Annotated in this window: 22 protein-coding genes, 1 tRNA gene and 1 pseudogene; 15 read left to right on the top strand and 9 right to left on the bottom strand. The window is 49.9% G+C overall.

Annotated features, from left to right (window positions below; genetic code table 11):
• Positions 1-167: 167 nt before the first annotated feature.
• Together BC349_RS09980 and BC349_RS09975 are read left to right on the top strand one after the other, a co-directional pair.
• Complete coding sequence (locus BC349_RS09980; protein ID WP_187256584.1) at positions 168-1,130, top strand: AAA family ATPase; 963 nt, start codon at positions 168-170, stop codon at positions 1,128-1,130.
• Positions 1,131-1,132: 2 nt separating this feature from the next.
• Positions 1,133-3,625 (top strand): S8 family peptidase, encoded by a 2,493-nt coding sequence (locus tag BC349_RS09975; RefSeq protein WP_187256583.1) that lies wholly within the window; start codon positions 1,133-1,135, stop codon positions 3,623-3,625.
• Positions 3,626-3,813: 188 nt separating this feature from the next.
• Here the strand turns inward: BC349_RS09975 and BC349_RS09970 are convergent.
• The 9 genes from BC349_RS09970 to BC349_RS09930 form a co-directional block, all read right to left on the bottom strand.
• A tRNA-Asn gene (locus tag BC349_RS09970) sits at positions 3,814-3,887 on the bottom strand.
• Positions 3,888-4,161: 274 nt separating this feature from the next.
• A complete protein-coding gene (locus BC349_RS09965; protein WP_187256582.1) occupies positions 4,162-5,835 on the bottom strand; it encodes a glycosyltransferase family 39 protein in 1,674 nt (557 codons plus the stop codon).
• A gap of 5 nt (positions 5,836-5,840) precedes the next feature.
• Entirely contained in the window at positions 5,841-6,446 is a 606-nt protein-coding gene (locus tag BC349_RS09960; protein WP_187256581.1) for a phosphatase PAP2 family protein, read from the bottom strand.
• Between the two features lie 120 nt (positions 6,447-6,566).
• The gene (locus BC349_RS09955; protein WP_187256580.1) at positions 6,567-6,926 is read right to left on the bottom strand and encodes a Rieske (2Fe-2S) protein; all 360 of its coding nucleotides are present in this window, start codon (positions 6,924-6,926) and stop codon (positions 6,567-6,569) included.
• Positions 6,927-6,942: 16 nt separating this feature from the next.
• On the bottom strand, positions 6,943-8,166 hold the full coding sequence (gene hflX, locus BC349_RS09950; protein WP_187256579.1) for a GTPase HflX: 1,224 nt from the start codon (positions 8,164-8,166) through the stop codon (positions 6,943-6,945).
• 144 nt (positions 8,167-8,310) lie between these two features.
• Positions 8,311-9,090: an outer membrane beta-barrel protein gene (locus BC349_RS09945; RefSeq protein WP_187256578.1), complete on the bottom strand. Its 780-nt coding sequence runs from the start codon at positions 9,088-9,090 to the stop codon at positions 8,311-8,313.
• 218 nt (positions 9,091-9,308) lie between these two features.
• Entirely contained in the window at positions 9,309-10,610 is a 1,302-nt protein-coding gene (locus BC349_RS09940) for a voltage-gated chloride channel family protein (protein ID WP_187256577.1), read from the bottom strand.
• 13 nt (positions 10,611-10,623) lie between these two features.
• The gene (locus tag BC349_RS09935) at positions 10,624-11,679 is read right to left on the bottom strand and encodes a Gfo/Idh/MocA family oxidoreductase (protein ID WP_187256576.1); all 1,056 of its coding nucleotides are present in this window, start codon (positions 11,677-11,679) and stop codon (positions 10,624-10,626) included.
• A gap of 14 nt (positions 11,680-11,693) precedes the next feature.
• Positions 11,694-14,132: a penicillin acylase family protein gene (locus tag BC349_RS09930; RefSeq protein WP_187256575.1), complete on the bottom strand. Its 2,439-nt coding sequence runs from the start codon at positions 14,130-14,132 to the stop codon at positions 11,694-11,696.
• A gap of 155 nt (positions 14,133-14,287) precedes the next feature.
• On the opposite strand from BC349_RS09930, the pseudogene BC349_RS20230 reads away from it, so the two are divergent.
• The 13 genes and pseudogenes from BC349_RS20230 to nuoL all read left to right on the top strand — a co-directional run.
• Positions 14,288-14,332 (top strand): annotated as a pseudogene (locus BC349_RS20230) (ferredoxin); the annotation flags it as partial.
• Between the two features lie 24 nt (positions 14,333-14,356).
• Entirely contained in the window at positions 14,357-14,635 is a 279-nt protein-coding gene (locus tag BC349_RS09925) for a 4Fe-4S dicluster domain-containing protein (protein WP_379802393.1), read from the top strand.
• Positions 14,636-14,656: 21 nt separating this feature from the next.
• A complete protein-coding gene (locus tag BC349_RS09920; RefSeq protein ID WP_187256573.1) occupies positions 14,657-16,534 on the top strand; it encodes a 2-oxoacid:acceptor oxidoreductase subunit alpha in 1,878 nt (625 codons plus the stop codon).
• Between the two features lie 3 nt (positions 16,535-16,537).
• Positions 16,538-17,578, top strand: a complete 1,041-nt coding sequence (locus BC349_RS09915) for a 2-oxoacid:ferredoxin oxidoreductase subunit beta (protein WP_187256572.1) — start codon at positions 16,538-16,540, stop codon at positions 17,576-17,578.
• 57 nt (positions 17,579-17,635) lie between these two features.
• Complete coding sequence (locus BC349_RS09910) at positions 17,636-17,986, top strand: NADH-quinone oxidoreductase subunit A (protein ID WP_187256571.1); 351 nt, start codon at positions 17,636-17,638, stop codon at positions 17,984-17,986.
• On the top strand, positions 17,977-18,528 hold the full coding sequence (locus tag BC349_RS09905; protein WP_187256570.1) for an NADH-quinone oxidoreductase subunit B: 552 nt from the start codon (positions 17,977-17,979) through the stop codon (positions 18,526-18,528). The genes BC349_RS09910 and BC349_RS09905 overlap by 10 nt, the downstream gene beginning before the upstream one ends.
• Positions 18,525-18,977: an NADH-quinone oxidoreductase subunit C gene (locus BC349_RS19835; protein ID WP_222840133.1), complete on the top strand. Its 453-nt coding sequence runs from the start codon at positions 18,525-18,527 to the stop codon at positions 18,975-18,977. The genes BC349_RS09905 and BC349_RS19835 overlap by 4 nt, the downstream gene beginning before the upstream one ends.
• A gap of 9 nt (positions 18,978-18,986) precedes the next feature.
• Positions 18,987-20,141 (top strand): NADH-quinone oxidoreductase subunit D, encoded by a 1,155-nt coding sequence (locus BC349_RS09900; protein WP_222840132.1) that lies wholly within the window; start codon positions 18,987-18,989, stop codon positions 20,139-20,141.
• A gap of 18 nt (positions 20,142-20,159) precedes the next feature.
• The gene (nuoH, locus tag BC349_RS09895; RefSeq protein WP_187256569.1) at positions 20,160-21,236 is read left to right on the top strand and encodes an NADH-quinone oxidoreductase subunit NuoH; all 1,077 of its coding nucleotides are present in this window, start codon (positions 20,160-20,162) and stop codon (positions 21,234-21,236) included.
• 16 nt (positions 21,237-21,252) lie between these two features.
• Entirely contained in the window at positions 21,253-21,729 is a 477-nt protein-coding gene (locus BC349_RS09890; protein ID WP_187256568.1) for a 4Fe-4S binding protein, read from the top strand.
• A complete protein-coding gene (locus BC349_RS09885) occupies positions 21,726-22,472 on the top strand; it encodes an NADH-quinone oxidoreductase subunit J family protein (RefSeq protein ID WP_187256567.1) in 747 nt (248 codons plus the stop codon). Before BC349_RS09890 ends, BC349_RS09885 begins: the two co-directional genes overlap by 4 nt.
• Positions 22,469-22,783: an NADH-quinone oxidoreductase subunit NuoK gene (gene nuoK / locus BC349_RS09880; protein WP_187256566.1), complete on the top strand. Its 315-nt coding sequence runs from the start codon at positions 22,469-22,471 to the stop codon at positions 22,781-22,783. Before BC349_RS09885 ends, nuoK begins: the two co-directional genes overlap by 4 nt.
• Positions 22,784-22,799: 16 nt before the next feature.
• On the top strand, positions 22,800-24,719 hold the full coding sequence (nuoL, locus tag BC349_RS09875) for an NADH-quinone oxidoreductase subunit L (RefSeq protein ID WP_187256565.1): 1,920 nt from the start codon (positions 22,800-22,802) through the stop codon (positions 24,717-24,719).
• Positions 24,720-24,727: the final 8 nt, after the last annotated feature.

Here is a 24,727-nt window from a genome sequence, read left to right as displayed (position 1 = left end):
GTTGTGTCGGAATAAGTAAAACGAAAAAGGGATAATTAAAAGGCTGCTAATGGATTTTATGCCTTTTTGTTGAGGTACAGGTACTTACTGCAAAAAATTTCAAATAGGTTTAATTACTTTGCATTGAAAGAAAAGAAGTATATTAATCTTTTTGAAGAAAATCTCTTATGGCCAACGCAGAACAGGTAAAAAGTCTGATTAAGGCACACATAAACAATGACCAAAATCGTTTTACGACGTTGGTCCTGCAGATTGCTGCCTACGAAGCCAAGTTAGGCCATTCTGAATTTGCGTTTGAAATCCGGGATTTAATTGACAAAAGCAAGGCAAGTAAGGTCGTTAAATTAAAGCCTTTTGCCAGCGATTTTGGCGACTTGATTTTAGAAGTTGTACCAGCCGAAAGAAAAGCTGAATTAATAGTATCAGAGGAAGTAACTGAAAAGATTGATCGCATACTGCTGGAATATAAGCAAAGTCATAAGCTGTATAAATACGGGATGACTAATCGCAGGAAGATTTTACTGGTTGGTGTGCCGGGTACCGGAAAAACGATGACGGCCTCCGTGATTGCACAGGAATTAAAGCTCCCTTTATACGTCATCCTCATGGACAAGCTAATGACAAAGTTCATGGGTGAAACGGGAAATAAGCTGAGGCAAATATTTGAAGTAATAGAAGAAAAAAAAGGAGTTTATTTCTTTGATGAATTTGATACCATTGGTGGTGAAAGGGCGAAAGACAATGACGTAGGTGAAATGCGAAGGGTACTAAACTCGTTCCTTCATTTTATTGATAAAGACAAATCGGATAGCTTGATATTGGCGGCCAGCAATAACCTTTCGCTTTTAGATCAGGCACTTTTCCGAAGGTTTGATGATATAATCACATACAGCCTGCCATCCGAAAAGGAAATAATAAAACTTCTAACAAATAAACTTTCATCCTTTAAATCCACCTTTATACTCGAACCTCTTGTGAAAATAGCATTGGGTTTAAGCCATGCTGAAATTACTTCTGCTTGTCAGGATGCCATAAAAGACGCAATTCTGCGTAATAAAACGAAAGTTGAGAAAGCTAAACTGATCAAGTTCTTGGAGCAAAAGAGGAGTGTTTATGCTGGTAAGAAATAACGATGGCCGATAATAATCCTCACATATTCCTAAACAATATTGCTGTTTCTTACGATTTCCAACCGAGACAAGGTTTCGGTTCAGACAAAATACCTGTTCGCAACAGGAATCAGCATAGCAATAAATTGTTGCAGGAGTTTACCAATACTGAAAGTGCTATTCAGCAAACCAAACAAGAAAGAATTCAGAATCAGTTGCCTTTTAAAAGCGGCTCCTATTGGGAGTTTTCTGGTAGAGCAGGGTATAGTTTAGTAACAAAAAGCCTTGAAAATCTTCCGAAAAACATACGGTTATTAAATATCAAAACCGAAGGAGATACTCCCGATAACACAACGATTAAGGCAGTTGTATATGTGCCGGAGAATGAAGAAAAAATATTCAGAAAGAAAATAACTGACTATAAGTTTAAAAATACAAAGGCAGAAAACCCTAAGAACGCAAATCTTGTAAATAGTATAGAAAGTATAAGTCTTGCATCTGTTTTGTCACTTTGGACAGATAACCCTTCTTTAATTCCAAATGAAAACAAGGCGTGGTGTGAAGTTTGGCTCTACACGGGTAAGAATGCAGGGGAAATAAATGCAGAAATCCAGCGAAGTTGTGAATTAATAGATATACAGTTAAGCAGTCAACAACTGGCATTTCCTGAAAGGATGGTTCGACTCATTAGAGCAAATCGTGCGCAGTTAATGGAATTAATTGAACAATGCGACTTTATAGCCGAGATGCGATTGCTTAGAGAAACAGCAAGATTTTGGCTTACTGAAAATAATGCGGACCAGGTAGCATGGGTACAAAACCTGTTACAACGAGCTTCTTTCTCATTTCCCAACGATATAGGTGTATGTATTCTGGATACGGGAGTCAATAATGCTCATTTGCTTCTTGCCCCTGTGTTACATGATAACGATAAGCATTCAGTTGAACCCGGATGGGGACCGAATGACGATGATGGGCATGGTACGTTGATGGCAGGTATTTCAGCTTATGGCGATTTACAAATCTTATTAGAATCTCAGGAGGCACTTGAAATAAATCACAAACTGAGTTCAGTAAAGATTTTGCCACCTGTCGGGCAAAACGATAGGGAATTGTATGGAGCTATAACAAGCCAGGGCATTAGCCGTTCTGAATTGGCAGCACCTAACCGAAAACAGGTTTATTGCATGGCGGTAACTTCCCAGGAAAAAATATACAGGGGAAGACCCACTTCCTGGTCATCCGCAATTGACCAGTTGGCTTTTGGGGAAATAGAAGGCGAAAAAAGATTGATAATAATCTCTGCTGGCAATGTGAGAGATGATGTGGAATATCAAAACTATCCTGACAGTAATATTTCCATTTCAGTGGAAGATCCGGCTCAAGCCTGGAACGCTTTGACTATCGGAGCAGTTACGGACAAGATTATCATTACAGACCCTGCATACAATAACGGACATTCACCCATTGCCAACATTGGTGAGCTATCTCCTTACAGCTCTACCTCCACAACATGGGAGCGTCGAAAGTGGCCATTGAAGCCTGATATAGTTTTAGAAGGCGGAAATATTTTGAAAGCGCCTGATAATAGTATTGTGGGATGTATAGATGATTTTGCGATTTTATCAACTTCACGCAGGCCATTGAATAATCAGTTCGATGCATTTTCGGGAACCAGTGCATCTACTGCATATACTTCATGGATGTGTGCTAAGATTCTTACTGCATATCCCAACTCCTGGCCTGAAACCATACGTGGTTTACTTATCCATTCTGCCGATTGGACAGAGTCCATTATCAACCAGTTTTCAATTGATCTAACAAAGAAGCAACACATAGAAAACTTGATGCGCATTTGTGGCTACGGTGTTCCAAACATTGCCAAAGCTATCCAGAATACTCAAAGTTCATTTACGCTTATTGCTGAGGAAGAAATCAAGCCTTTCACTGTTAATGAAGCTGGTAGGGTGATCGCAAAAGACATGCACTTTTTTAAGCTGCCTTGGCCGAAAGAAATGCTGCTCGGGTTGGCTGAAACAAAAGTGAAGTTTAGAATTACCCTTTCTTACTTTATTGAACCGGCTCCAGGTGAAATTGGCTGGAAAGATCGGTACAGATATCAATCTTATGGTTTCCGGTTTGAAGTAAACAATCCAACAGAAACAGAAGAAGAATTTCTCAAACGAATAAACCTTGCTTTACGTGACGAAGAAGAAGTTGTTGAAACAGAAAGCGGATCAGACAGATGGAAGATCGGACCTAACCTTCGGAATTTAGGGTCTGTGCATTCGGATATTTGGGAAGCAACGGCGGCAGAACTTTCGACCTGCAATTTCATCGCTCTATATCCGGTAACAGGATGGTGGAAGGATAGAAAACCATTGGATAGATGGCAACAAAAAACCCGCTACTCATTACTCATTTCTCTTGAAACACCGGAACAAGAAATTGATATTTATTCTCCGATTTATAATCTTGTTTCAACGCCGGTAACCATTCAGGTAAATCAACAGTGAGTTTATGATGCCTTGTGATTTTTTGAGAAAACTATCAATTGACTGAATGGTTTCCTACTTATTTTAAGTCGTAACTTTAAAGTGATATTAATTTTATTTAACTGCTTTTTCCACGTTGGTATGTTCACAGTTTTTGAGCAAATGGCAAAAAAAAGCAGCTACAAAGTTTGTAACTGCTTCATCTTCAGCTCCCCCTGCTGGACTTGAACCAGCGACCCTCTGATTAACAGTCAGATGCTCTAACCAACTGAGCTAAGGAGGAATATGTCTGCCCTTTTAAACCAGGCCGGTTCCCTGTTTGGGGAGTGCAAAAATAGGATTTTTTACACTCGAACAAAATTTTTAACCGATTTATTTAATGGCTTGCGAATCTTTTTCCCCCTCAGGTTGCTTTGCTGCCGATGTCTGTCCCCAAACCCTCACCAGCACCCGCTTTTGAAGGTATTTTTCCCGCTTGCCGGGCAACAGAAATCCTATTTTTAATTTCGATATATGATAGTGCGGGAAACTTTTTACAAGTATAGTTTTGCTGTTCATCACCAGCGTGTCGGCCTGCTCACGGGAGGTGTACACCAGGCGGCTGATTTCTCCCGCATACCCGGCAATTCATCCCGGTCGGCATAGAGAACCGGCGATTTGGTATATAATTCCAGGGAATAAGAATGTGGGTCGATCATGTAAACCGGCTCACCCGGATAATGCGTGTTGACCCAGTTTGCAGCCGCGGTGCCAGACTGGTATTCCAGCAACACCGGGTAAAAAAACAGGTTCAGGTAACCATAAAAAAACATGGCTGCAATACTGGTTCCCGCAACCAGCCTGGCCAGTCCGGTTGCTGTCTTTCTAACAACCAGCAGCCAGCCCGCCATTGCCGCCAACAGCCAAACCAGTGGCCACCATCCCTTTCCCGCATTCATCATCATCCAAAGGACTGCCATCCCCGCAAACAGCAGGATCGCGATAGCTTTCTGGATCCTTCCTGCCAGTCGGAATGGCTTTCCATCCGGGTTAAACTCTGCCAGCCAGGAGGCGGTCAGGATGGCGAGGAAGGGGAATACAATATTCACGTAGTGCGGCAACTGGAACCGCGAGGCCGAGAATAGCAGGAAAGAGATAAGGGCAACAAAGAGGTTGATCAGCCCGGGGTCGGTTTGCACCGATGTTAGAGAAGATGCTTTTCCGAAAAAACCGGCCACCCGTTGGTAAACTCCCACGTACAGAAATAGTGACCAGGGCAGGAAGGCCCAGAGCAGGGTATGGATAAAAAACAAGGGATCGCCCTTGCCTTTAATGGGACCATTGTTCAGAAATCGCCCGAACTGGCTGTCCCAGAAGAAAAACCGGATGCCTGAAACGCCCGTCCGGCCAAAAACCATTTTCTCGGGATGCAGATCAAACTGCAGGTATAAACAATAGAGTTCTGGCAGGATGGCCAGGGACAGCAGCAATATCGCCAGCCACCAGCGGCTGCGGCGCAATTGCCACCATTCGCCCCTGACGGCCCAAATGGCCAGGAATCCCCCCGCGAGGGGAACCAGGATGAAAATGCCCTTGGTCATAACTGCCATCGCGGTAAAGGCGGTTCCCGCAACGAGGTGTGCCAGCCCACCCCTCCCGTCGGGTGCCACCCGACGGGTGAAATAGTCAAAAATACCGGAGCCGGGGGCTTGTTTGTGCGGAAAACCTGCTGAAAGTGACCCCCACCCGTCGGGTGGCACCCGACGGGTGGGGGTGGGGGTGAGGCGCCGGGTCGAAAGGGCGCCTGCGCGGGCGAAATGGTAGACGGCAGCCACCAGCATGCCGGTGAGGTAGGGCTCGGCACGTACATCATTGTTGGAAATGACCAGGTGCAGGGCGGTCAGGTAGATCAGCAGGGCCACCTGTGCCACGGTTTCGGAATACTGCCAGCGGGCCAGCTTCCAGGCGTACCAGCCGCCGAGGGCCCAGAAGAGCAGGGCCGGTAATTTGTAGGAGAAGGAACTGATTCCGAATATCTTGTAACTGAGGGCCGCGGCCCAAAAGGGGAAATGGGGTTTGTCAAGCCAGTCGCGCCCATGGGCATAAAGGTTTACCCAGTCCCCGCTTAACACCATCGTTTTGGCAATACTGGCATATAATGCCCCATCGGGTTCCATGATGGTGCCGGCTATCGGAAGCAGGTTGACTAAAACCCCGAAAGCGACCAGTAAGCGAAAGAGCTGTTTCGGCATAGGCTTCAGGGCAGGGGATAGGGTTCTGTTGTTTTGCGCACCTGGTTCCTGTTGTGCCACCATTCAAACAACTTGGCCCCGCCGGTTCCGATAAAGAGGCCAAGCGCCGCGCCGCCTATAATGTCTACCGGATAGTGTTTGCCTACATAAATCTGCGCATAACCTATCAGGAAGGCCCAAACGAAGAGCCAGTTCCAGCGTTGGCCGCGAAGGATATAGATGGACCAATACCAGAAGGTGGCCAGGGCAAAATGATTGGAAGCATGTGAGGAGGGAAAGCCATACTGGCCGCCGCAGCCTACCAGTTCGCGGACAAGCCCATCGAGAGCGGGTTCATAACAGGGGCGCGGCCTGCCGATCAATGGTTTGAAGATGGAGGCCGAGGAAAAATCCGCCAGTCCGGCACACACGGCTGTTACCAGTAAAAACGGGAGGGCATAGGGGCGGGCATACCGGATCACCCAATAGAGGAGGAAGGCATACAAGGGAATCCAGGTGGCGGGCTTGCGCAGCAGCAACATCAAGCGGTCGGTTAATTCACTGGCGCCCGCCTGCTGCACCCATAAAAATAGTTCCCGGTCGGCGTCAAGTATCCCCTGCATCCATTCCATGTGTCAGAATTGAACCATGAAAGTGCTCCACTTATATTACCCCCCGGTAAATTTCCTGTTATGTTAAAATGAACTTATCCTGGTTCACCCGTCGGGTGCCACCCGACGGGTGAACCAGAGTTACCAGCCGAAGAGGCCCCTGTCTTCGGCGCCAACGAATACGCCTTCGTCGCGGAGTTCGATGGGCCAGTGTTTCAGGTAGTAACCTTCGCCGCTGACGTTGCGGCCGTTGGACATGCTGAAGCGGTAGCGGTGAAGCGGACAGACCACATTGCCCAGGGCATCAATGAAGCCCTCGGCCATCAGCCCGCTGGCATGCGGACATTTGTAAGCGAAGGCAAACAATTGCTCGCGGTACAGGCCGATACAGATATCCTTACCGTCCATCCGAGCTACGGCGATGTGGTTCGGACCGAATTCGAGTTCCGCTACCGATTCGGCCACCTTATGCCATTTGTATTTTTTGGGATTGCTACTCATAGGGCAATAAAAAAACTCAGCCTGCAGTTTCCTCCGTCGCAGGTGGTTCATCACTCCAGTAAAACTCTGTCTTGTAGGGATACCGCTCGCGGTACAGTTTCCGCACCCGGTTCAGGATGGTCGCCCGCAAGCCTTCCAGGTTGCGCCGCTCGATGGCGGAGATAAACACACAATTGCCAAGGGTCTCGTTCTCCCATTTCTCCCTTAATTCCTCCAGGATATGGTTGCGTACCTCGGGCTCCAGCCACTCGTCGAAGGTATTCTTCTCGTATTGATCCAGCTTGTTGAAGATGGTGATCATCGGCTTCTCGGTCACCTTTAGCTCCTGCAGGGTCTTGTTCACCACATTGAACTGGTCCTCGTACTGCGGGTGACTCAGGTCCACCACGTGCAGCAGGATATCGGCCTCGCGTACCTCATCCAGCGTGCTTTTGAAGCTTTCCACCAGGTGGTGGGGCAGCTTGCGGATGAACCCTACGGTATCGCTCAGCAAAAATGGAGTGGTGTCGAATACTACCTTACGGGTAGTGGTATCGAGGGTGGCAAAGAGTTTATTTTCTGCGAACACATCGCTCTTGCTGAGCAGGTTCATGATGGTGCTCTTGCCCACGTTGGTATAACCAACCAGTGCCACGCGGATAAACTCGCCACGGTCCTTGCGCTGGGTGAAAGCCTGTTTGTCAAACTCCGCCAGCCTGCGGCGGAGTAGTGCGATCTTCTCCTTTACGATCCGGCGGTCGGTTTCGATCTCGGTTTCACCGGGACCGCGGGTGCCGATGCCACCACCCTGGCGTTCAAGGTGTTTCCACATCCCTTTGAGGCGGGGCAGGAGATACTGGTACTGCGCCAGCTCCACCTGGGTCTTGGCCTGGGCGGTCTTGGCGCGGCGGGCGAAAATATCCAGGATCAGGTCAGACCGGTCGATGGTCTTCACGCCCAATGCCTTTTCTATATTGGTGATCTGCGAGCCGGTTAGCTCATCGTCAAAGATGACCAGGTTGATATCGCGGCCGGTGATATAGTCTTTGATCTCTTCCAGCTTTCCCTTTCCCACAAAGGTTTTACTGTCGGGATGCGCCAGCTTCTGCATGAACCTGCGGGTGGATATCGCGCCGGCGGTTTCCGCCAGGAATGCCAGCTCTTCGAGGTATTCCTTTACCTGCTGCTCGTTCTGGTCCTTCTGCACCACGCCCACCAGCACACACTTTTCTTCTTCCTGTATCTGTTTCCTTTCTAGCAATGAATCGAAATATTAATGTTATAAATGGTCAGCAAAATTAATATAAAAAGCGGGCCATCATGACCCGCTTCTTTTTTTAAGCTCTTTATTATTAACCAGCGCCTTTTGCACCGATACGCTCGCCCGCACTTCATCCCTCACAACTCAGAGTCCGGACACAGTCAGGCCTATCGACATCGGGTGCACCTGCGGCCCCGCGTTGTCCTTGATCGGACTGTTGATCTGGTATGCGGCATGGATGCCGAAAGCACCATAGCTGATCCTGGCAGTAGCCGCCAGTCGCATGTTGTTGAAATACCGCTTGGAATTTTCCTTCAGAGTGTAGTTGTTCAGGGTGCCACCGGTTTTGTTCTGCCAGTTCTTACCCTTGGTATGGGCATTGACCATGGTTCCTACCTTGGCGCCCACTGCGAATTTCCAGCTGGCATTGGTGTTTTCGGGATTCAGTGCGAATCGCAGTTCCACCGGAATTTCAGCCCACACGTTCACCAGTTTGTATTTCTTGAAATGGTTGGTATCGGCCACATTCCTGAACTCCAGGTTCTGGGAAGTATTGGTAATCTTTACTTCCTGCTTGTCGAAAAACAGGTTGGATGATCCGACTCCCACACCCAAAGCCACACTGAACCGTGGGTCGGTCTTGAAGGGGAAGTCCATCATCAGGTAGATATTCAGGTGGCGACCCAGTCCGGTAAGTTTAATGGTATCGGGTACCTGGGCCCAGGTTTCATATCCCACCTGGAACATGAAATGATCATTGGGCCTGCCGGTCAGGTTCAGTTTGCTCCAGTCTTTTTTCTTTTTGGCCGGCGCCGCTTTGGCCGGTTCTGCTACTGCTGTTGCTTCATTGTTGCTTGAATCGGTCTGCGCTTGTGCTCCCATCGCCAGCATCACAGCAGCCAGGGCAACTATAATTTTTCTCATATTGCTTGATAAAGGGCAAATCTATCGGTATGGCTCTATGTGCCGCTTACCGATACTGTTAATGTTAATAAAAATCCCGCTTTTCGCGGCGACCGCAAAAATAGGGGCTTTTATTCCGCTGTCAAAACTCATCTGCCGGTTAACTGGTTTCTCCGGAAAACAAAAAGAAGCCCCGGGCATTGCTGACTCGAAAAACGTCTCATCAAGGGTGTGAATGGCTACCCCGATGGGTCCGGGTTAATGGGATTTGATTTGGATACCCCGAGCCGCTGTGCCTTGTAAATGCCGGAATGGCCGCTGAAATAATAAGCGGTAAAGCAGGCCACCGCATAATAGATGATATTATCGGACCCGAAGAGTTCTATGCCCATGATGGTGCAGGCCAGCGGGGTATTGGTTGCCCCGGCAAAAACGGCGATAAAACCCAGTCCGGCCATCAGGTCCGTGGGGGCACCACCCACCCAGGCAAGGGTATTACCCAGCGTGGCGCCGATAAAGAAAAGCGGCGTGACTTCCCCGCCCTTAAAGCCCATGCCTATTGTGATGGCCGTCAGCAATAATTTCCAGAACCAGCTGAAACCTGTGGCGCCACCTTCCTTAAATGCGTTTACAATACTTACCCCGGTTCCATCCGCGGTCGTAACACCCAGTCCGAGGTAATCAAAACTTCCCAGTGCATAACTGATCCCGATGATCAGCACCCCGCCTATGGCCGGGATCAGCCATTTAACCGGCACCAGTCGGTTGCTTTGTTCCTTTATCAGGTGCGATAATTGAGAGAAGAGCCAGCTTGCCAGTCCGAACAATATGCCGGCGATGATCACTTTTCCCAGGAGTAAAATATCAAAGGATATATGCGGGATCAGTTGCTCACTGCCACCCTTAAACGCAATACTGTAATGGGTGTGATGGATACCCGCGGAGGAGCAGGTTATATCTGCAATGATACCGGCAATAAGGCAGGGGATGAGGGCATCGTATTTGATGCGGCCAATGGTAAGCACTTCCAGCGCAAAGATGGCACCGGCCACCGGGGTGCCGAATACCGCGCCGAATCCGGCGGACATACCGCACATGAGCAGTATCCTTTTCTGGTCGTGGTGTATGTTGAACAGGCGGGAAAAGAAGGCTGAAATGCTGCCACCCATTTGCACTGCAGTGCCTTCGCGGCCTGCAGAACCGCCAAAGAGATGGGTCAGAACGGTGGTGAGCAGTATCAGGGGGGTCATCCTGGCCGGTACGCCACCGCCGGGTTTGTGGATCTCCTCCATGATGAGGTTGTTGCCGGCATCTGCGTTTTTACCGGCAGCGCGGTAGGCATAGTGTATGAGGATGCCTGCCAGGGGCAGTCCGAACAGTAACCAGGGATGTTCCCAGCGGGTTACCGTGGTCTTTTCCAGCATCCATAAAAACAAGGCAACCAGGAGACCTATGGCCACCGAAACCGGAATGATCAGCAGGGTCCATTTCAGGAGTTGTACCGCAATATTTAGTTGTTCCGGAGTTTTTTTTGCCTGCATGGGTTGGCGGGAATTATTTCAGGGGATTCAGGCGGATCACGGATTGTTTTGCCATGCTCTCCAGTGCCGCGTCTATGATCTTCATCGACTTTACAGCGTCTCCGGCCGGCACGGGGTTGGGGCCGATTCCTGTCAGCGCTTTCCATACATCATCATAAAAGCCCATATAATTACCGGGTTTTGACCAGGTTTCCTCGCGGATATCTTTCCCGTCAATGGTGGTATGCAGCAGGCCATCAGGCTTGCCAGCGGGCGCGCACCAGCTTTCAATGGATGGTTCCACACCCGCCAGCAACTGCGCTTCCTGCAGGTCAGATCTCTCCTGCAAAAAACTGCCCTTCATACCGTGAAGGATAAAGGCCGGTGGGGTTTCGCGCGCTACCACAGTGGCTTTGAGCCTTACACGCATCCGGGGATAATAGAGTAATAATTCAAAATAATCGTTGGCCGCTACCTGCTCGCGCATGGTCCAGATATCGGCGAATACCGCTTCCGGCCAGCCGAATAACTGCAGGCTCTGGTCCACCAGGTGTGCTCCCAGGTCGTGCAATATGCCGGCCCCGGGCAGGGCGCCTTCCTTGTGTTCCTTGCCACTGGGCTGTACGCGGTATCTTTCATAACGGAATTCCACTTCGCGGATATCGCCCAACTGGTTTTCCTGCACCACTTTTTTAAGGGCGCGGAAATCACCGTCATATCTTCGGTTCTGGTACACCGTTAGCAGCAGGTTTTTCTTTGCCGCCAGCGCTTCCAGCTTCCCCGCCTCCGCGGCATTTACCGTAAAAGGTTTTTCCGCCACTACGTTCTTACCCGCTTCCAGCGCTGCTTTCACGTATTCGAAATGCGTTTGTACGGGTGTATTTACGACTATAAGTTGAAGGGTGTCATCTTTCAGCAGTTCTTCAAAGGAACGGACCAGTGCGGATTGAGGGTAACGTTCCCTCGATTCGGTTTTGTGCCGCTCCACAATGGCCGCCAGTTCAAACCCGGGGTGGTTCTGGATAAATGGCGCATGGAATAATTTCCCGCTCATGCCATAGGAGCAGATACCTGTTTTGATGATACTCATGCTGACAAAGTTGGTTATTTTATGGTAAACTTCAGGACAGATTTAGCTTCCTTCTGAATGGTTTCTTTGTGCATCATCTGCGGTCTGTATTTCCCGGTAGCATACAGTTCTGCCTGGTCGTCATAATGCCCGCTGAACAGGTTGCCGCTCTGGCCGGTGGGCAGCACACTTTCCGAGGCATCCACATTGGCAAAGTCAAGGATGATGCGCAGTGCCGGTCCGCTGTTTACCACATATTTACCATCTCCATTCAGTTTGAAGGCAAGTTTATTCACCCCTTCGCCATTGGCTTTCAGGGTGGATGTGCTTACGTTAAAGATCCTGTCCAGCGGCTTTTTGGCCCCAAGGGGATGCGGGTGTACTGATACAATGGAGCTTTCCCATTTCCAGTCTGCTGCGTTGCTGCCCAGCTGCTCCTTCAGTTCTTTCAGCGAGGTCACCAGCGCTTCGCTGATTATGTCGCGGTTGGTTTCCCTGGCTTCCGTTCCCTTATCATCCCACCAGGGCGATTCGGCTGTGCGTAACAGTGAGGGCAGGCTCCTGATCTTGAGAAATGTCTCCAGGAAACTGTTGAAATAGGCTTCTCCCAGTTCGTCGACCATCATATTCCTTAATACATGGTAGGTCCACTTATAATATAGGGTGGGGGCGGTCTCAGTCAGTTCATGCGTGCCTTTCCAGTTACGCAGTGCAGTCAGTATGGCTTCGTCTTCCTTAAAATCAGCCGGGTTGATTGCATTCAGCAGGACCTGCGCATTTTTCGGGTGGTTGATATTTACAGCCTCCAGTTGGAGGGCCTTGATATTTTCCTGGTCCCAGTCTTTTCGGCTACTGATGGTCGTTGCAATGCGGTCGTAGCGGTCGCCGGGGTAATAATATCCGGGGAAGAAGATCTTATTCTTCATGGTGTCGGGCTGATTATTGGCTGATGCCACAAAACCGGAGGGCGGATTCACGCTCATGGGATTCTCTTCAAAGGGGTACCATCCCAATGGTTCATCAGCTCCGGTGGACCCATCCAGGAAGAGTTTGGTATTCACGTGTGCCGGGCGGATCGGCAGTTTGGCCGAAGCCCACCAGGCAATGTTTCCGGCCTTGTCGCCATACATCACGTTGAGTCCGGGTGCATGAATCAATCTGGCCCCGGATTCCGCTTCCTGCAGGTTGCGTGCATGGCTGAGTTTCCAGGTGGCTTCCAGCGCTCTGGTGGGTTCTTTCAGGTACACCCACCAGGCTGCCACAGGCTGTTTGGTGACTTCTTCCAGTTCGGGCATCACTTCGTTCATGATGCCGCCATGGTGGCTTTCCCGAATGGTGAAGATCTGCGGTGCGGCATCCTTGATCCTGATGGTATCCTGTCTTACCCTCATGGGTACACGTAAATTGCCGCTGATGGTTTCGTTCGGGTTTTCGGGGCTTATTTTTTCTTCGAACATATCCATATCATCATTGATGAACATGGTGAGCCCGTAGCTGTGTTCCCTTGAATGACCCACCAGTCCGAATGGAAGTCCCGCCAGGTGGTTGCCGTAGAATGAAAACCCCGGATATTCCAGATGTGCTTCATACCATACAGAGGGTTGTGCGAACCCGATATGCGTATCGTTGCAGAACAGCACCTGTCCGGATTTTGTGCGTGATGGCGCGATCACCCAGGCATTGCTGCCCATGATCTGGGGTACGGGCAGTTTTTCGAGCATGGCAGATACGGTGGAATCGGAACTGGTGGCAGCAGGGGGCGTCAGGATGCTGCCGGCACTGTCGCGCTGCGGATAGAATACAGAGATCTTTTTATGCTCGGGCAGGGTATGCACCGAAAGTACTTTCAGGTATTCCGGTCCCAGTTCGCGGGCGATCTTCGTCACCAGTGGCTCGGTCTTCAGTGTCATCGCAAAGGTGAAGCTCATATAACCCACGATGGCATGCATGTCGGTAAGGGTGAACTCGCGGGGTTTTGACCCCAGCAGCATATATTCCGCCGGAAGCTTGTCATCCTTTATAAACTGGTTCACACCTCTTATATATGCAAGCACTGATTTTTTCCATTCGGGCATTTCAGCCGGTGCGCCATTCAGGCTGTCCGGCTTCATCCATTCGGCCGTACTCATGGCAGCGTGCTGCGGAATGCCAAGGGTGCGGAAGAATTTGTCTGCCTTCACCAGGTCTGCGCCCAGGAACTCTGCCAGGGTACCGGTTCCCACGCGACGCATCATTTCCATCTGGAACAACCTGTCCTGCGCATGTACATAACCGAGAGCCTGGTAGGCATCTTCGGCATTGGAGGCATAAATATGCGGTATGCCGAATGCATCGAAGTATACATCAGCGCCTTTCTTCATGCCCTCAGATATGCGGGTGCCCGAATAGTCGGGTGCCGTTTTGTATCTGATGTAGAGGTAGCCGCCAGATACAATTATGCCAAGGATCAGCAATGCAATCAGGAATTTTTTCATATGTGTTGTGGTCAGAATGGAATTATATGGGAATATCGGATAAATCAGGGGGAATCCTGATAAAAAACATAGCCTGCTTTGACTTTTCTCATGCTTATTAAGGCTAAACATTGGTCACTTAGAGGTTCAATTCCGAACGTCAAAAAATCAATATCATGGCTATTAAAATCACCGAAGAATGTATCAACTGCGGCGCTTGTGAACCCGAATGTCCGAACAATGCCATTTATGAAGGCGGCGCCCAGTGGGCCATTTCCGACAAAACATCCGTTTCCGGAACTTTTGTGTTAATGGATGGAACGGTGGTGGATGTGAACCAGCGTTTTCCTGCACTGGCAGACGATACTTATTATATAGTCCCCAACAAATGCACTGAGTGCCAGGGATTTCATGAAGAGCCCCAGTGCGCAAGTGTTTGTCCGGTTGATTGCTGTATCCCCGACACCCTTTACCAGGAAACAGTTGAACAATTGATGGCCAAAAAAGAAGCCCTGCACCCCTGACCAGGGCATTAATTTATTATTATGGAAACAATTGAAAAGCAGCACGAAAAGATCGTTGCAAAAAAAGAAGTGGACCATATTGTGGTGAGGTTTTCCGGCGATTCCGGAGATGGTATGCAACTGACGGGCATGCAGTTTACTGATACTGCCGCACTGTACGGCAATGACCTCAGTACCTTCCCGGACTACCCCTCCGAGATCCGTGCCCCGATAGGTACGGTGGCGGGTGTTTCCGGGTTCCAGGTGCATTTCGGCAGTACCGAAATTTTCACCCCGGGCGATAACTATGATGTGCTGGTGGCCATGAATGCTGCGGCATTGAAGGTCGATCTGCCCAAACTGAAAAAAGGCGGCATCATCATCACCAATACCCAGGGATTCGACAAGAAAAACCTGGGATTGGCCAAATATCCTGCCGACGTGAACCCGCTGGAAGACGGCTCCCTGGCCAATTACACGGTTCATTCCATTGATATCACTAAACTTACGAAGGAATGCCTGGTTGATTCAGGCCTGGGCACCAAGGAAATGGAGCGATCCAAGAACATGTTTGTACTGGGACTGCTGTTCTGGATGTTCGACAAACCGATGGATCATACGGTGAAATTCATCACGGAAAAATTCTCCAAAAAGCCTGAGATCGCTGAAGCCAATATCAAGGTATTGCAGGCGGGATGGAATTATGGCGATAATACCGAGATCTTCACTACGCAATTCAAGATCGGTCCGGCCAAACTGCCGGCCGGCACCTACCGCAATATCACCGGTAACAATGCCATCGTGGTTGGTTTGCTGGCGGCTTCTGAAAAATCCGGACTGCCATTATTCATCGGGTCCTATCCCATTACACCCGCAACGGATATCCTGCACGAATTGTCCAAATACAAGGCCAATGATGTGAAGACCTTCCAGGCGGAAGATGAGATCGCCGGTATTGCCAGTGCGATTGGTGCTTCTTACTCGGGCAGCCTGGCAGTGACCACCACTTCCGGTCCGGGTATGGCGCTGAAGACTGAAGCGCTGGGACTGGCAACTATGCTGGAAATTCCCCTGGTGGTGATTGATGTCCAGCGGGGCGGACCATCTACGGGCCTGCCTACAAAAACGGAACAGTCAGACCTGCTGATGGCCATGTTTGGCCGGCATGGTGAATCCCCTGTTCCGGTTATTGCAGCCACTTCGCCCTCCGATTGTTTCAATACGGTTTTTGAAGCCTGCAGGATTGCGGTGGAACACATGACACCGGTTATCTTCCTCAGCGATGGGTATATAGCCAACGGTTCCGAGCCCTGGCGTTTCCCGAATGAAGAAGACCTGGCTTCGATCAATACCAGCTTTATGGAAGAGCCCAATGCGCCGGATGGGGAAGTGTTGCCCTACAAACGCAACGAGTTTTTTGTAAGACCCTGGATCAAACCCGGCACAAAGGGACTGGAACATCGCATAGGCGGTTTGGAAAAGCAGGATGAAACCGGTAACGTGTCATATGATGCGGCCAATCATGAAAAGATGACCAGGCTGCGTGCGGCCAAGATCAAAGCCATTGAAGACTTCATTCCGCCCGCCAGACCGGATACCGGTTATGATCAGGGTAAGTTGCTGGTGCTGGGCTGGGGATCCACCTACGGCGCCATCAAAACAGCCGTGAAAGAAATGCTGGCAGAGGGTTACAGCGTAGCGCATGTTCATCTCCGTCATATCAATCCTTTCCCCAAAAACCTGGGCGAAATACTGAATGGGTACGACAAGGTGCTGATACCTGAAATGAACAGCGGGCAGTTGCTGCAGCTGATCAGGGCCAAATACCTGGTTCCCGCCATCGGGTTGTCAAAAGTGCAGGGCCAACCCTACACTACAACCGAACTGAAAGAAAAAATGCTCCAATTACTTAATGCATAAATTATGGAAACGCTCTCATTTGAAAAGCCCGCCGCGTTAACCTCAAAGGATTTTGCTTCTGACATGGAGGTGAAATGGTGTCCGGGATGTGGCGATTACTCCATTCTCAAACAGGTACAGACAGTGTTTCCTGACCTGGGGGTTCCCAAGGAAAATTTTGTATTCGTTTCCGGTATAGGTTGTTCCGCCCGCTTTTCCTATTATATGGATACCTATGGCATGCACAGCATCCACGGCAGGGCCGCAGCCATTGCTTCCGGGGTGAAAGCATCCAGGCCTGAACTGAGTGTTTGGGTGGTTTCGGGTGATGGTGACAGTATGTCCATTGGTGGTAACCACTTTATCCACCTGATGCGGAAGAATTTTGACATCAATTACCTGATGTTCAATAACCAGATATACAGTCTCACCAAGGGACAATATTCCCCCACTTCCGAAAAGGGAAAGATCACCAAAACCAGTCCCTATGGAACCATTGAAGAGCCCTTCAATCCATCCGAACTGGCGCTGGGAGCCAAAGCAGGTTTTGTAGCGCGTACACTTGACCGTGATCCAAAGCATATGCAGGCGGTGCTGAAACGTGCGCACCACCACAAGGGAACTTCTTTTGTGGAAGTGTACCAGAACTGCCCGGTATTCAATGACGGCGCTTTCTTTGCGTTCTCCGAAAAAGAAACAAAAAAAGAGGAAGCTATCTGGCTGGAACATGGTAAGCCACTGATCTTTGGCAACAACGAAGACAAAGGCATCATGCTTGATGGGCTTACCCCGATCATTGTTGACCTGAAGGATCCGGAAATCTCCGTTGACAACCTTTGGATCCATGATGAAAATGACAAGACCAAGGCCAACCTGATCGCCCGTTTTTTTGATACGACCTTTAACGATGAGCATTTCCCAAGGCCATTTGGCGTGATCTATGCAGATGAAAGACCTACCTATGAAGACAATATGGCCGAGCAGATCGGGATGGTGAAAGAAAAAAAAGGCCGGGTGCCATTACAGAAGATCCTGTCAGGGGATAAAACCTGGACCATTGTTTGACCTAAAAATGGTATATTAACGTGCCTGTCTTGAGGCAGGCACCAAAAATCACTGCATATGGGCTCCGTCTCATTGATCGCGCTGACCATGGCCGCCATATTATTTTCTGCCGGCGGAATACTGATAGCACAACTATTGGTAAAGGGGACTGTAAACCCTCAGAAGGGGCAGGCATACGAATGTGGCATACCAACCACCGGCTCTCCCTGGAACCAGTTCAATATCGGGTACTACCTGTTTGCACTGATCTTCCTGATTTTTGATGTGGAACTGATCTTCCTCTATCCATGGGCGGTAGTTGTTAAAAAAATCGGCTGGGTGGCATTGGCAGAGATTCTTGTATTCCTGTACATATTGTTCATGGGCTTCCTCTATGCCCACAAAAAAGGAGCGCTCAAATGGATGTAAGAGAACAGATACGTGAAACCAACAAGGATTTTCCCGGCCAGGTTCACCCGCTGCCAGGCGGTGGCATCATCGTCAGCACGTTTAATGATATCGTCAACTGGGCAAGGTCGAATTCGCTCTGGCCCCTGACATTCGCTACCAGTTGCTGTGGTATTGAAATGATGTCGGTGGCTTCCTCCAAATATGATTTCAGCCGCTTTGGATTTGAGGTGGCAAGGGCTTCCCCGCGCCAGGCCGATGTGATCATTATTGCGGGAACCATCGTAAACAAAATGGCACCTGTACTGAAGCGCCTCTACGACCAGATGCCGGATCCCAAATATGTAGTGGCCATGGGCTCCTGCGCCATCAGCGGCGGCCCCTTTTTCTATAATACCTACTCCGTTGTAAAGGGTGCGGACCATATCATTCCCGTGGATGTATATATCCCGGGTTGTCCGCCCCGGCCCGAAGCCTTGCTGCATGCACTCATAGCACTGCAGGAAAAAATCAAGAGCGGGCTTACCAGGGAACAGATCCGCGGAGAAAAACCACAACTATGAGAACGGAAGCATTCAAGGAATACATAAGTTCAATCCTGCCGACAGCTTCTTACGATGAAAGCGGAGAGTGGCTGAATGTGCTGGTTACGCCGGCAGACTGGCGGAACCTGGCTGAAAAACTGCGCCATTCGGAACACAAATTTGATTATCTCTTCTGCCTCACCTGTGTTGACTGGAAGACCCATCTCACCATGGTTTATCATTTATCATCTACTGATCACCGTGAGACCATCGTGATTAAATCAAATCTCGACCGCAACAATCCTGAAATTGAAACCGTATCAGATATCTGGCGTACGGCTGAATTCCACGAGCGGGAAGTATATGAATTGTTCGGGGTAAAGTTCCTCAACCACCCTGATCTGCGGCGACTGATACTGACCGATGATTTCGAGGGATTCCCCCTGCGCAAGGATTTTGAAGACCCGGTAAACATGATCAAACTTTAAACGCACCCCATGTACACCGAAACCCAGGTCATACGCAATAATACAAAAGTCACCGTTGACGGCGCACTTGATGGCACCGGCGAAATGGTGATCAATGTGGGTCCACAGCACCCCGCCACCCATGGTGTGCTGCACCTGGTGATCACCTTAAATGGTGAAACCATACAAAAAATTGAACCCCACCTCGGATATATCCATCGCTCCATCGAAAAGATGAGTGAAAGCCTCAGCTACCGGCAGTTCATTTATGTAACCAGCCGGATGGATTACCTGTCCTCTCATATTAACAACCATGCCTGTGCGATGACCGTGGAAAAGGGACTTCAACTGGAAGTGCCACCCCGTGCGCAGGTCATCCGCGTGCTGATGGATGAACTTACCCGTGTTGCCTCCCACGAACTCTGGTGGGGCGCCATGGCCATGGACCTGGGTGCATTCACACCTTTTTTCTATGCCTTCCGCGAAAGGGAGGCCATCAGCGATATCATGGAAGAAACCTGCGGCGCCCGCCTCACGATGAACTATATGGTTCCGGGCGGTGTGATGGCCGACCTGCATCCCAATTTCCAGCGGCGGGTAAAGGATTTTATCAAACTCTTCAAGGCCAAGATCCACGAATACGATGAACTGGTTACCGGAAATATCATATTCCAGAACCGCATGAAAGGGGTGGGCGTGCTGTCTGCAGAGGACGCCGTAAGCTTCGGCTGTACGGGACCGGTAGCCCGCGCAAGCGGGGTTAAATCAGACATCCGTAAACTCTATCCCTATGAGATTTATGACAAGCTCGAATTCGATGAGGTAACGGAAACAGCGGGTGATTCCTTTGCCCGTTACATGGTCCGCATGGGAGAAATGCACCAGTCCATCCGTATCATAGAACAACTGATCGATAATATCCCGGAAGGCGATTTCCAGGCCAAGACCAAGGCCGTGCTGAAACTGCCAAAGGGAGAATTTTATACCAGGGTGGAAACGGCCCGCGGTGAACTGGGCGTGTACATCGTGAGCGAAGGCGGCACCACCCCTTACCGGATCAAGTACCGGTCTCCCGGGTTTTCCAATTTGTCCGCCCTCGATCATATGGCCAGGGGCAGCAAACTCGGCGACCTGATGGCCACAATGGGAACCCTTGATCTCGTGATACCCGATATAGACAGGTAAACTAAAAATATTTTAACGATGTTCAGCTTAGAAGGCCTGACCAATTCCTTACAGCAATGGTTAAACGCACACCTGAACCCAACCTGGGTGCTGGTGGTGGAAAGCCTGATCGTAATCTTGCTGGCCATTGCCCTGTTCGCCGTACTCGGCCTGGTGCTGGTACTGATGGAAAGAAAGGTGGCAGCGCACATGCAGATCCGCCTGGGTCCAAACCGCGTTGGTCCGCAGGGCATATTCCAGACCTCCGCCGACACCCTGAAGCTGATCATGAAAGAAGGCCTTACGCCCGATGGCTCTGATAAGTTCCTTTTCAACCTCGCACCGTTTATTGTGATGATCGTGGCCATGCTCCTGCTGGCTCCAATTCCATTCGCCAGGAATTTCCAGATCTGGGATATTAATATCGGCGTGCTGTTCGTATCAGCGGTATCCTCTATCTCGGTGATCGGGGTGCTGATGGCCGGATGGTCGAGTAATAACAAGTATTCCCTGCTCGGCGCCATGAGAAGTGGCGCGCAGATCGTGAGTTATGAGTTGTCGGCCGGATTGTCCATCATTTCCATCGTGGTACTGACCGGCAGCCTTCGGTTGTCTGAAATAGTGGCCTCCCAGCAGGATGGATGGTGGTTGTTCAAGGGACATATTCCCGCCATCATCGCCTTCGTAATTTTTATTATCGCCGTAACCGCCGAAACCAACCGCGCGCCGTTTGACATGGCCGAAGCGGAATCGGAGCTGACAGCAGGTTTTCATACCGAATACTCGGGAATGAAATTCGCGCTCTTTTTCCTGGCGGAGTACATTAATATTTTCATTGTCTGCTCTGTCGGGGCCACGCTCTTCCTGGGTGGATGGATGCCCCTGCACATCGGCAACTGGGAAGGATTCAATCATATCATGGATTATATTCCCTCTTCCATCTGGTTTTTCGGAAAGGTCTTCTTCCTGATATTCCTGATCATGTGGTTCCGGTGGACATTCCCCAGGCTGCGGATCGACCAGTTACTCAATCTTGAATGGAAATACCTGCTACCAATCAGCATGCTCAACCTGCTGCTGATTACACTGATGGCTATCATGGGATGGCATTTCTGACGATTAAACGAAACTCATGTTCATAAAAGAATACATATCGGATGTGTACAAGGCGGTGAAGTCGCTGCTCACGGGCATGAAGACCACCGGCGGCTATTTTATCCGGCCCGGCGAGATCATCACCCAGCAATACCCCGAGAACCGCGACCAGCTTAATCTGCCGGAGCGCTTCAGGGGCGAGGTGGTTATGCTGCACGATGAAAACAACGAACATGCCTGCACCGGTTGTACGGCATGCGAACTGGCCTGCCCCAATGCCACCATCAAGATCATCACCAAATTTGATGTGTCGCCCGAAGGCAAAAAGAAAAAGGCACTGGATACATTTGTCTACCACCTCGAGCTCTGCACCATGTGCAATCTCTGTGTGGAAGCATGCCCGACAGGCGCCATCACCATGGCGCAGAATTTTGAGCACAGTGTATTCGACAGAAGTAAACTGACCAAAAAACTCAATCAACCCGGATCAAAAATAAGGGAGGGTGTAGAATGAATGCCTCAGCAATTATATTTTATTCGATAGCGGCTTTTATCCTGGGTACGGGTTTACTGGCAGTGACCACCCGGAAGATATTCCGCTCCGCCATCTGGCTCCTGTTCTCACTGATAGGTATAGCCGCATTATACTTCTGGATGAATGTGACCTTCATCGCTGCTGTTCAGATTGTGGTGTACGTGGGCGGTATCGTGGTGCTGATCATCTTCTCCATCTTCCTGACCCAGCGCTCGGGCAAAAAAATGCCCGCCCCTGCATTAAAGCGAAATGCCTTCGCCATACTCGCCGCCCTCTTCGGGTTCGCCTTTTCGTGGAACCTGATCCAGGGTGCCCTGCCGTCTGACGTTTCCCGCGGCCTGCCGTCTGACGTCTTCCCGAAGGGGACGTCAGACGGCTCCTTGAAGGGGTCGTCAGACGGCTCCTTGAAGGGGTCGTCAACCGGCTCCCAGGTTTCTGACGACCCCTTCGGGAAGACGTCAGAAACCGTTCCGTTCATGAAGACGTCAGAAACCATGACGTCAGAAACCTTTGCCGATGTCTCAGACATTGGCGAACAAATGCTCAGCGTCACAGACCATGGTTATGTGCTTCCTTTTGAAGTAGTCAGCATCCTGCTGCTGGCCGCCATGATAGGTTGTATCGTCATCGCCATGAAAACGCCCGTGGAAAAGAAACCCGAAGGAAGTCCCCTTACCATCAAGGAACCAGTTACAGAAACACAAAAGGAGGTAGTATCATGAGCAGTGTACCATTGGAACATATCCTGTTTGTCAGCACGGCATTGTTTTTCATCGGCATGTATGGCCTCTTCACCCGGCGGAACCTGATCACCATGCTGATGTCCATCGAGCTCATCCTGAACAGCGTGAACATCAACTTTGTGGCCTTCAATAAATACCTCTGGCCCGGTAAACTGGATGGAATCTTTTTTACCCTCTTCATCATCACGATAGCGGCAGCAGAGGCGGCGGTGGCCATTGCCATCATCATCAATCTCTATCGCAGCCACCATTCCATTGATGTGGAAGATGCAACCGAAATGAAATATTAACCCTATAACCAGCCTTATGCTTCTATTAGCCCTCATCCCACTGCTGCCACTGGCCTGTTTTGTGGTACTGGGACTCTTCGGAAAAAAATATTTCAGCCAAAGCGCGGGCTGGCTGGGCACCCTTGTGCTGGCCACTTCCGCCATCCTGTCCCTTTATACCGCATTCAATTATTTCAGCGACAGCGGAAAAGATAACGGTGTGTACCAGGCCATCGTACCGGTGCAACTCAACTGGCTTCCCTTTACCTCCGACCTCTCCATCAACCTGGGCATACTGCTCGACCCCATCTCGGTAATGATGCTGGTGGTGGTGACAGTTGTATCGCTGATGGTGCATATTTTCAGCCTGGGTTATATGAAAGGAGAAGAACGGTTCGCCACTTACTATGCCTTTCTCTCCCTGTTTACTTTCTCCATGCTGGGACTGGTACTTTCTTCCAACATCTTCCAGATATATATCTTCTGGGAACTGGTGGGTGTTTCCTCCTTCCTGCTGATCGGATTTTATTTCAACAAAGCCACCGCGGTGGCAGCTTCCAAAAAAGCGTTTATAGTTACCCGTTTCGCCGATTTCGGATTCCTGATCGGCATACTGGTGCTGTCCTATTACAGCAATACACTGGATTTTAAAACCCTTATTGAAAGACTGTCCGACCCTGCTTCCGCACAGTCGCAGGCCATCGGTGCCGCTTCCTTCCTCGGCGCTTCCGCGCTTACCTGGGCACTGGCCCTGGTTTTTATGGGGGGTGCCGGCAAATCAGCCATGTTCCCATTGCATATCTGGCTGCCCGATGCCATGGAAGGTCCCACCCCCGTATCCGCCCTCATCCATGCAGCTACCATGGTGGTGGCCGGCGTGTACCTGGTGGCCCGGTTATTCCCTGTTTTTTCCACCAATGAATCTGCGTTGATGCTTATCCGTTATATAGGCATCTTCTCCGCGTTTTTCGCCGCCATCATTGCCTGTACCCAAACAGATATCAAACGCGTACTGGCCTATTCCACCATGAGCCAAATCGGTTACATGATGTTCGCCCTGGGACTCATTCCCGCCACCGATGGCCATGCTGCCGGTTTTACTGCCTCCATGTTCCATCTCTTTACCCACGCATTCTTCAAGTCACTGCTCTTCCTGGGTGCAGGCGCCATCATACACTATATTCATTCCAATGAAATGCGCGATATGGGCGGACTGAGAAAACTGATGCCCGTAACGCATATCAGCTTTCTGATCGCCTGCCTGGCTATTGCGGGAATCTGGCCTTTTGCCGGTTTCTTCAGCAAGGAAGAAATCCTGCACGCCGCCTACCAGTCGGACAAACCCATATATTTTATCGCATTAATCACCGGCGGCATCACCGCCTTCTACATGTTCAGGCTCTATTTCAATATTTTCTGGGGTCATGAGCAGAAACATAGCCACGCTCACGGGGAAGGGCCACTGTCCATGAAACTGCCCTTGATACTGCTCGCCATACTGTCATTGGTGGCAGGGTTTATTCCCTTCTCACACTATGTGACCGCTGATGGCAGGCCGGTTGAAAGCCACCTGGACCTTTTGTTTTCTATTGCGCCTTTATTGATTGCGGTGACCGGTATCCTCCTGGCGGGATGGCTCTACAAAAAAGCGAACGACAAGCCGGCAAGGCTGGCAGCCACTCTGGGCGGACTCTACCAGTCAGCATATAAAAAGTTTTATATCGATGAGATCTATCTCTTCCTCACCAAAAATATCCTGTTCAACCTGGTTGGCCGCCCTGCTGCCTGGTTCGATCGCCATATAGTGGATGGCACCATGAACTGGCTGGCATCCACTACGGGTAAGCTTTCTGTGAGAATAAAAGGATTGCAGTCCGGACAGGTGCAGAGTTACGCGCTCTACTTTTTTGGCGGGATCGCCGCACTGGGAGTGATATTCATTTACCTGTGGAAATAAACTGATTA

The sequence above is a fragment of the Flavihumibacter stibioxidans genome (genome assembly GCF_014332695.1).
GTDB classification, from domain to species: Bacteria; Bacteroidota; Bacteroidia; order Chitinophagales; family Chitinophagaceae; genus Flavihumibacter; species Flavihumibacter stibioxidans.
This window is presented reverse-complemented; position numbering and strand designations above follow the sequence as displayed.

Bases quoted from the DNA above. Each gene is read 5' to 3' on its own strand.
- BC349_RS09980 (WP_187256584.1), top strand. From the start codon at position 168: ATGGCCAACGCAGAACAGGTAAAAAGTCTGATTAAGGCACACATAAAC.
- BC349_RS09975 (WP_187256583.1), top strand. From the start codon at position 1,133: ATGGCCGATAATAATCCTCACATATTCCTAAACAATATTGCTGTTTCT.
- BC349_RS09965 (WP_187256582.1), bottom strand. From the start codon at position 5,835: ATGCCGAAACAGCTCTTTCGCTTACTGGTCGCTTTCGGGGTTTTAGTC.
- BC349_RS09960 (WP_187256581.1), bottom strand. From the start codon at position 6,446: ATGGAATGGATGCAGGGGATACTTGACGCCGACCGGGAACTATTTTTA.
- BC349_RS09955 (WP_187256580.1), bottom strand. From the start codon at position 6,926: ATGAGTAGCAATCCCAAAAAATACAAATGGCATAAGGTGGCCGAATCG.
- BC349_RS09945 (WP_187256578.1), bottom strand. From the start codon at position 9,090: ATGAGAAAAATTATAGTTGCCCTGGCTGCTGTGATGCTGGCGATGGGA.
- BC349_RS09940 (WP_187256577.1), bottom strand. From the start codon at position 10,610: ATGCAGGCAAAAAAAACTCCGGAACAACTAAATATTGCGGTACAACTC.
- BC349_RS09935 (WP_187256576.1), bottom strand. From the start codon at position 11,679: ATGAGTATCATCAAAACAGGTATCTGCTCCTATGGCATGAGCGGGAAA.
- BC349_RS09930 (WP_187256575.1), bottom strand. From the start codon at position 14,132: ATGAAAAAATTCCTGATTGCATTGCTGATCCTTGGCATAATTGTATCT.
- BC349_RS09920 (WP_187256573.1), top strand. From the start codon at position 14,657: ATGGAAACAATTGAAAAGCAGCACGAAAAGATCGTTGCAAAAAAAGAA.
- BC349_RS09915 (WP_187256572.1), top strand. From the start codon at position 16,538: ATGGAAACGCTCTCATTTGAAAAGCCCGCCGCGTTAACCTCAAAGGAT.
- BC349_RS09910 (WP_187256571.1), top strand. From the start codon at position 17,636: ATGGGCTCCGTCTCATTGATCGCGCTGACCATGGCCGCCATATTATTT.
- BC349_RS09905 (WP_187256570.1), top strand. From the start codon at position 17,977: ATGGATGTAAGAGAACAGATACGTGAAACCAACAAGGATTTTCCCGGC.
- BC349_RS19835 (WP_222840133.1), top strand. From the start codon at position 18,525: ATGAGAACGGAAGCATTCAAGGAATACATAAGTTCAATCCTGCCGACA.
- BC349_RS09900 (WP_222840132.1), top strand. From the start codon at position 18,987: ATGTACACCGAAACCCAGGTCATACGCAATAATACAAAAGTCACCGTT.
- nuoH (WP_187256569.1), top strand. From the start codon at position 20,160: ATGTTCAGCTTAGAAGGCCTGACCAATTCCTTACAGCAATGGTTAAAC.
- BC349_RS09890 (WP_187256568.1), top strand. From the start codon at position 21,253: ATGTTCATAAAAGAATACATATCGGATGTGTACAAGGCGGTGAAGTCG.
- BC349_RS09885 (WP_187256567.1), top strand. From the start codon at position 21,726: ATGAATGCCTCAGCAATTATATTTTATTCGATAGCGGCTTTTATCCTG.
- nuoK (WP_187256566.1), top strand. From the start codon at position 22,469: ATGAGCAGTGTACCATTGGAACATATCCTGTTTGTCAGCACGGCATTG.
- nuoL (WP_187256565.1), top strand. From the start codon at position 22,800: ATGCTTCTATTAGCCCTCATCCCACTGCTGCCACTGGCCTGTTTTGTG.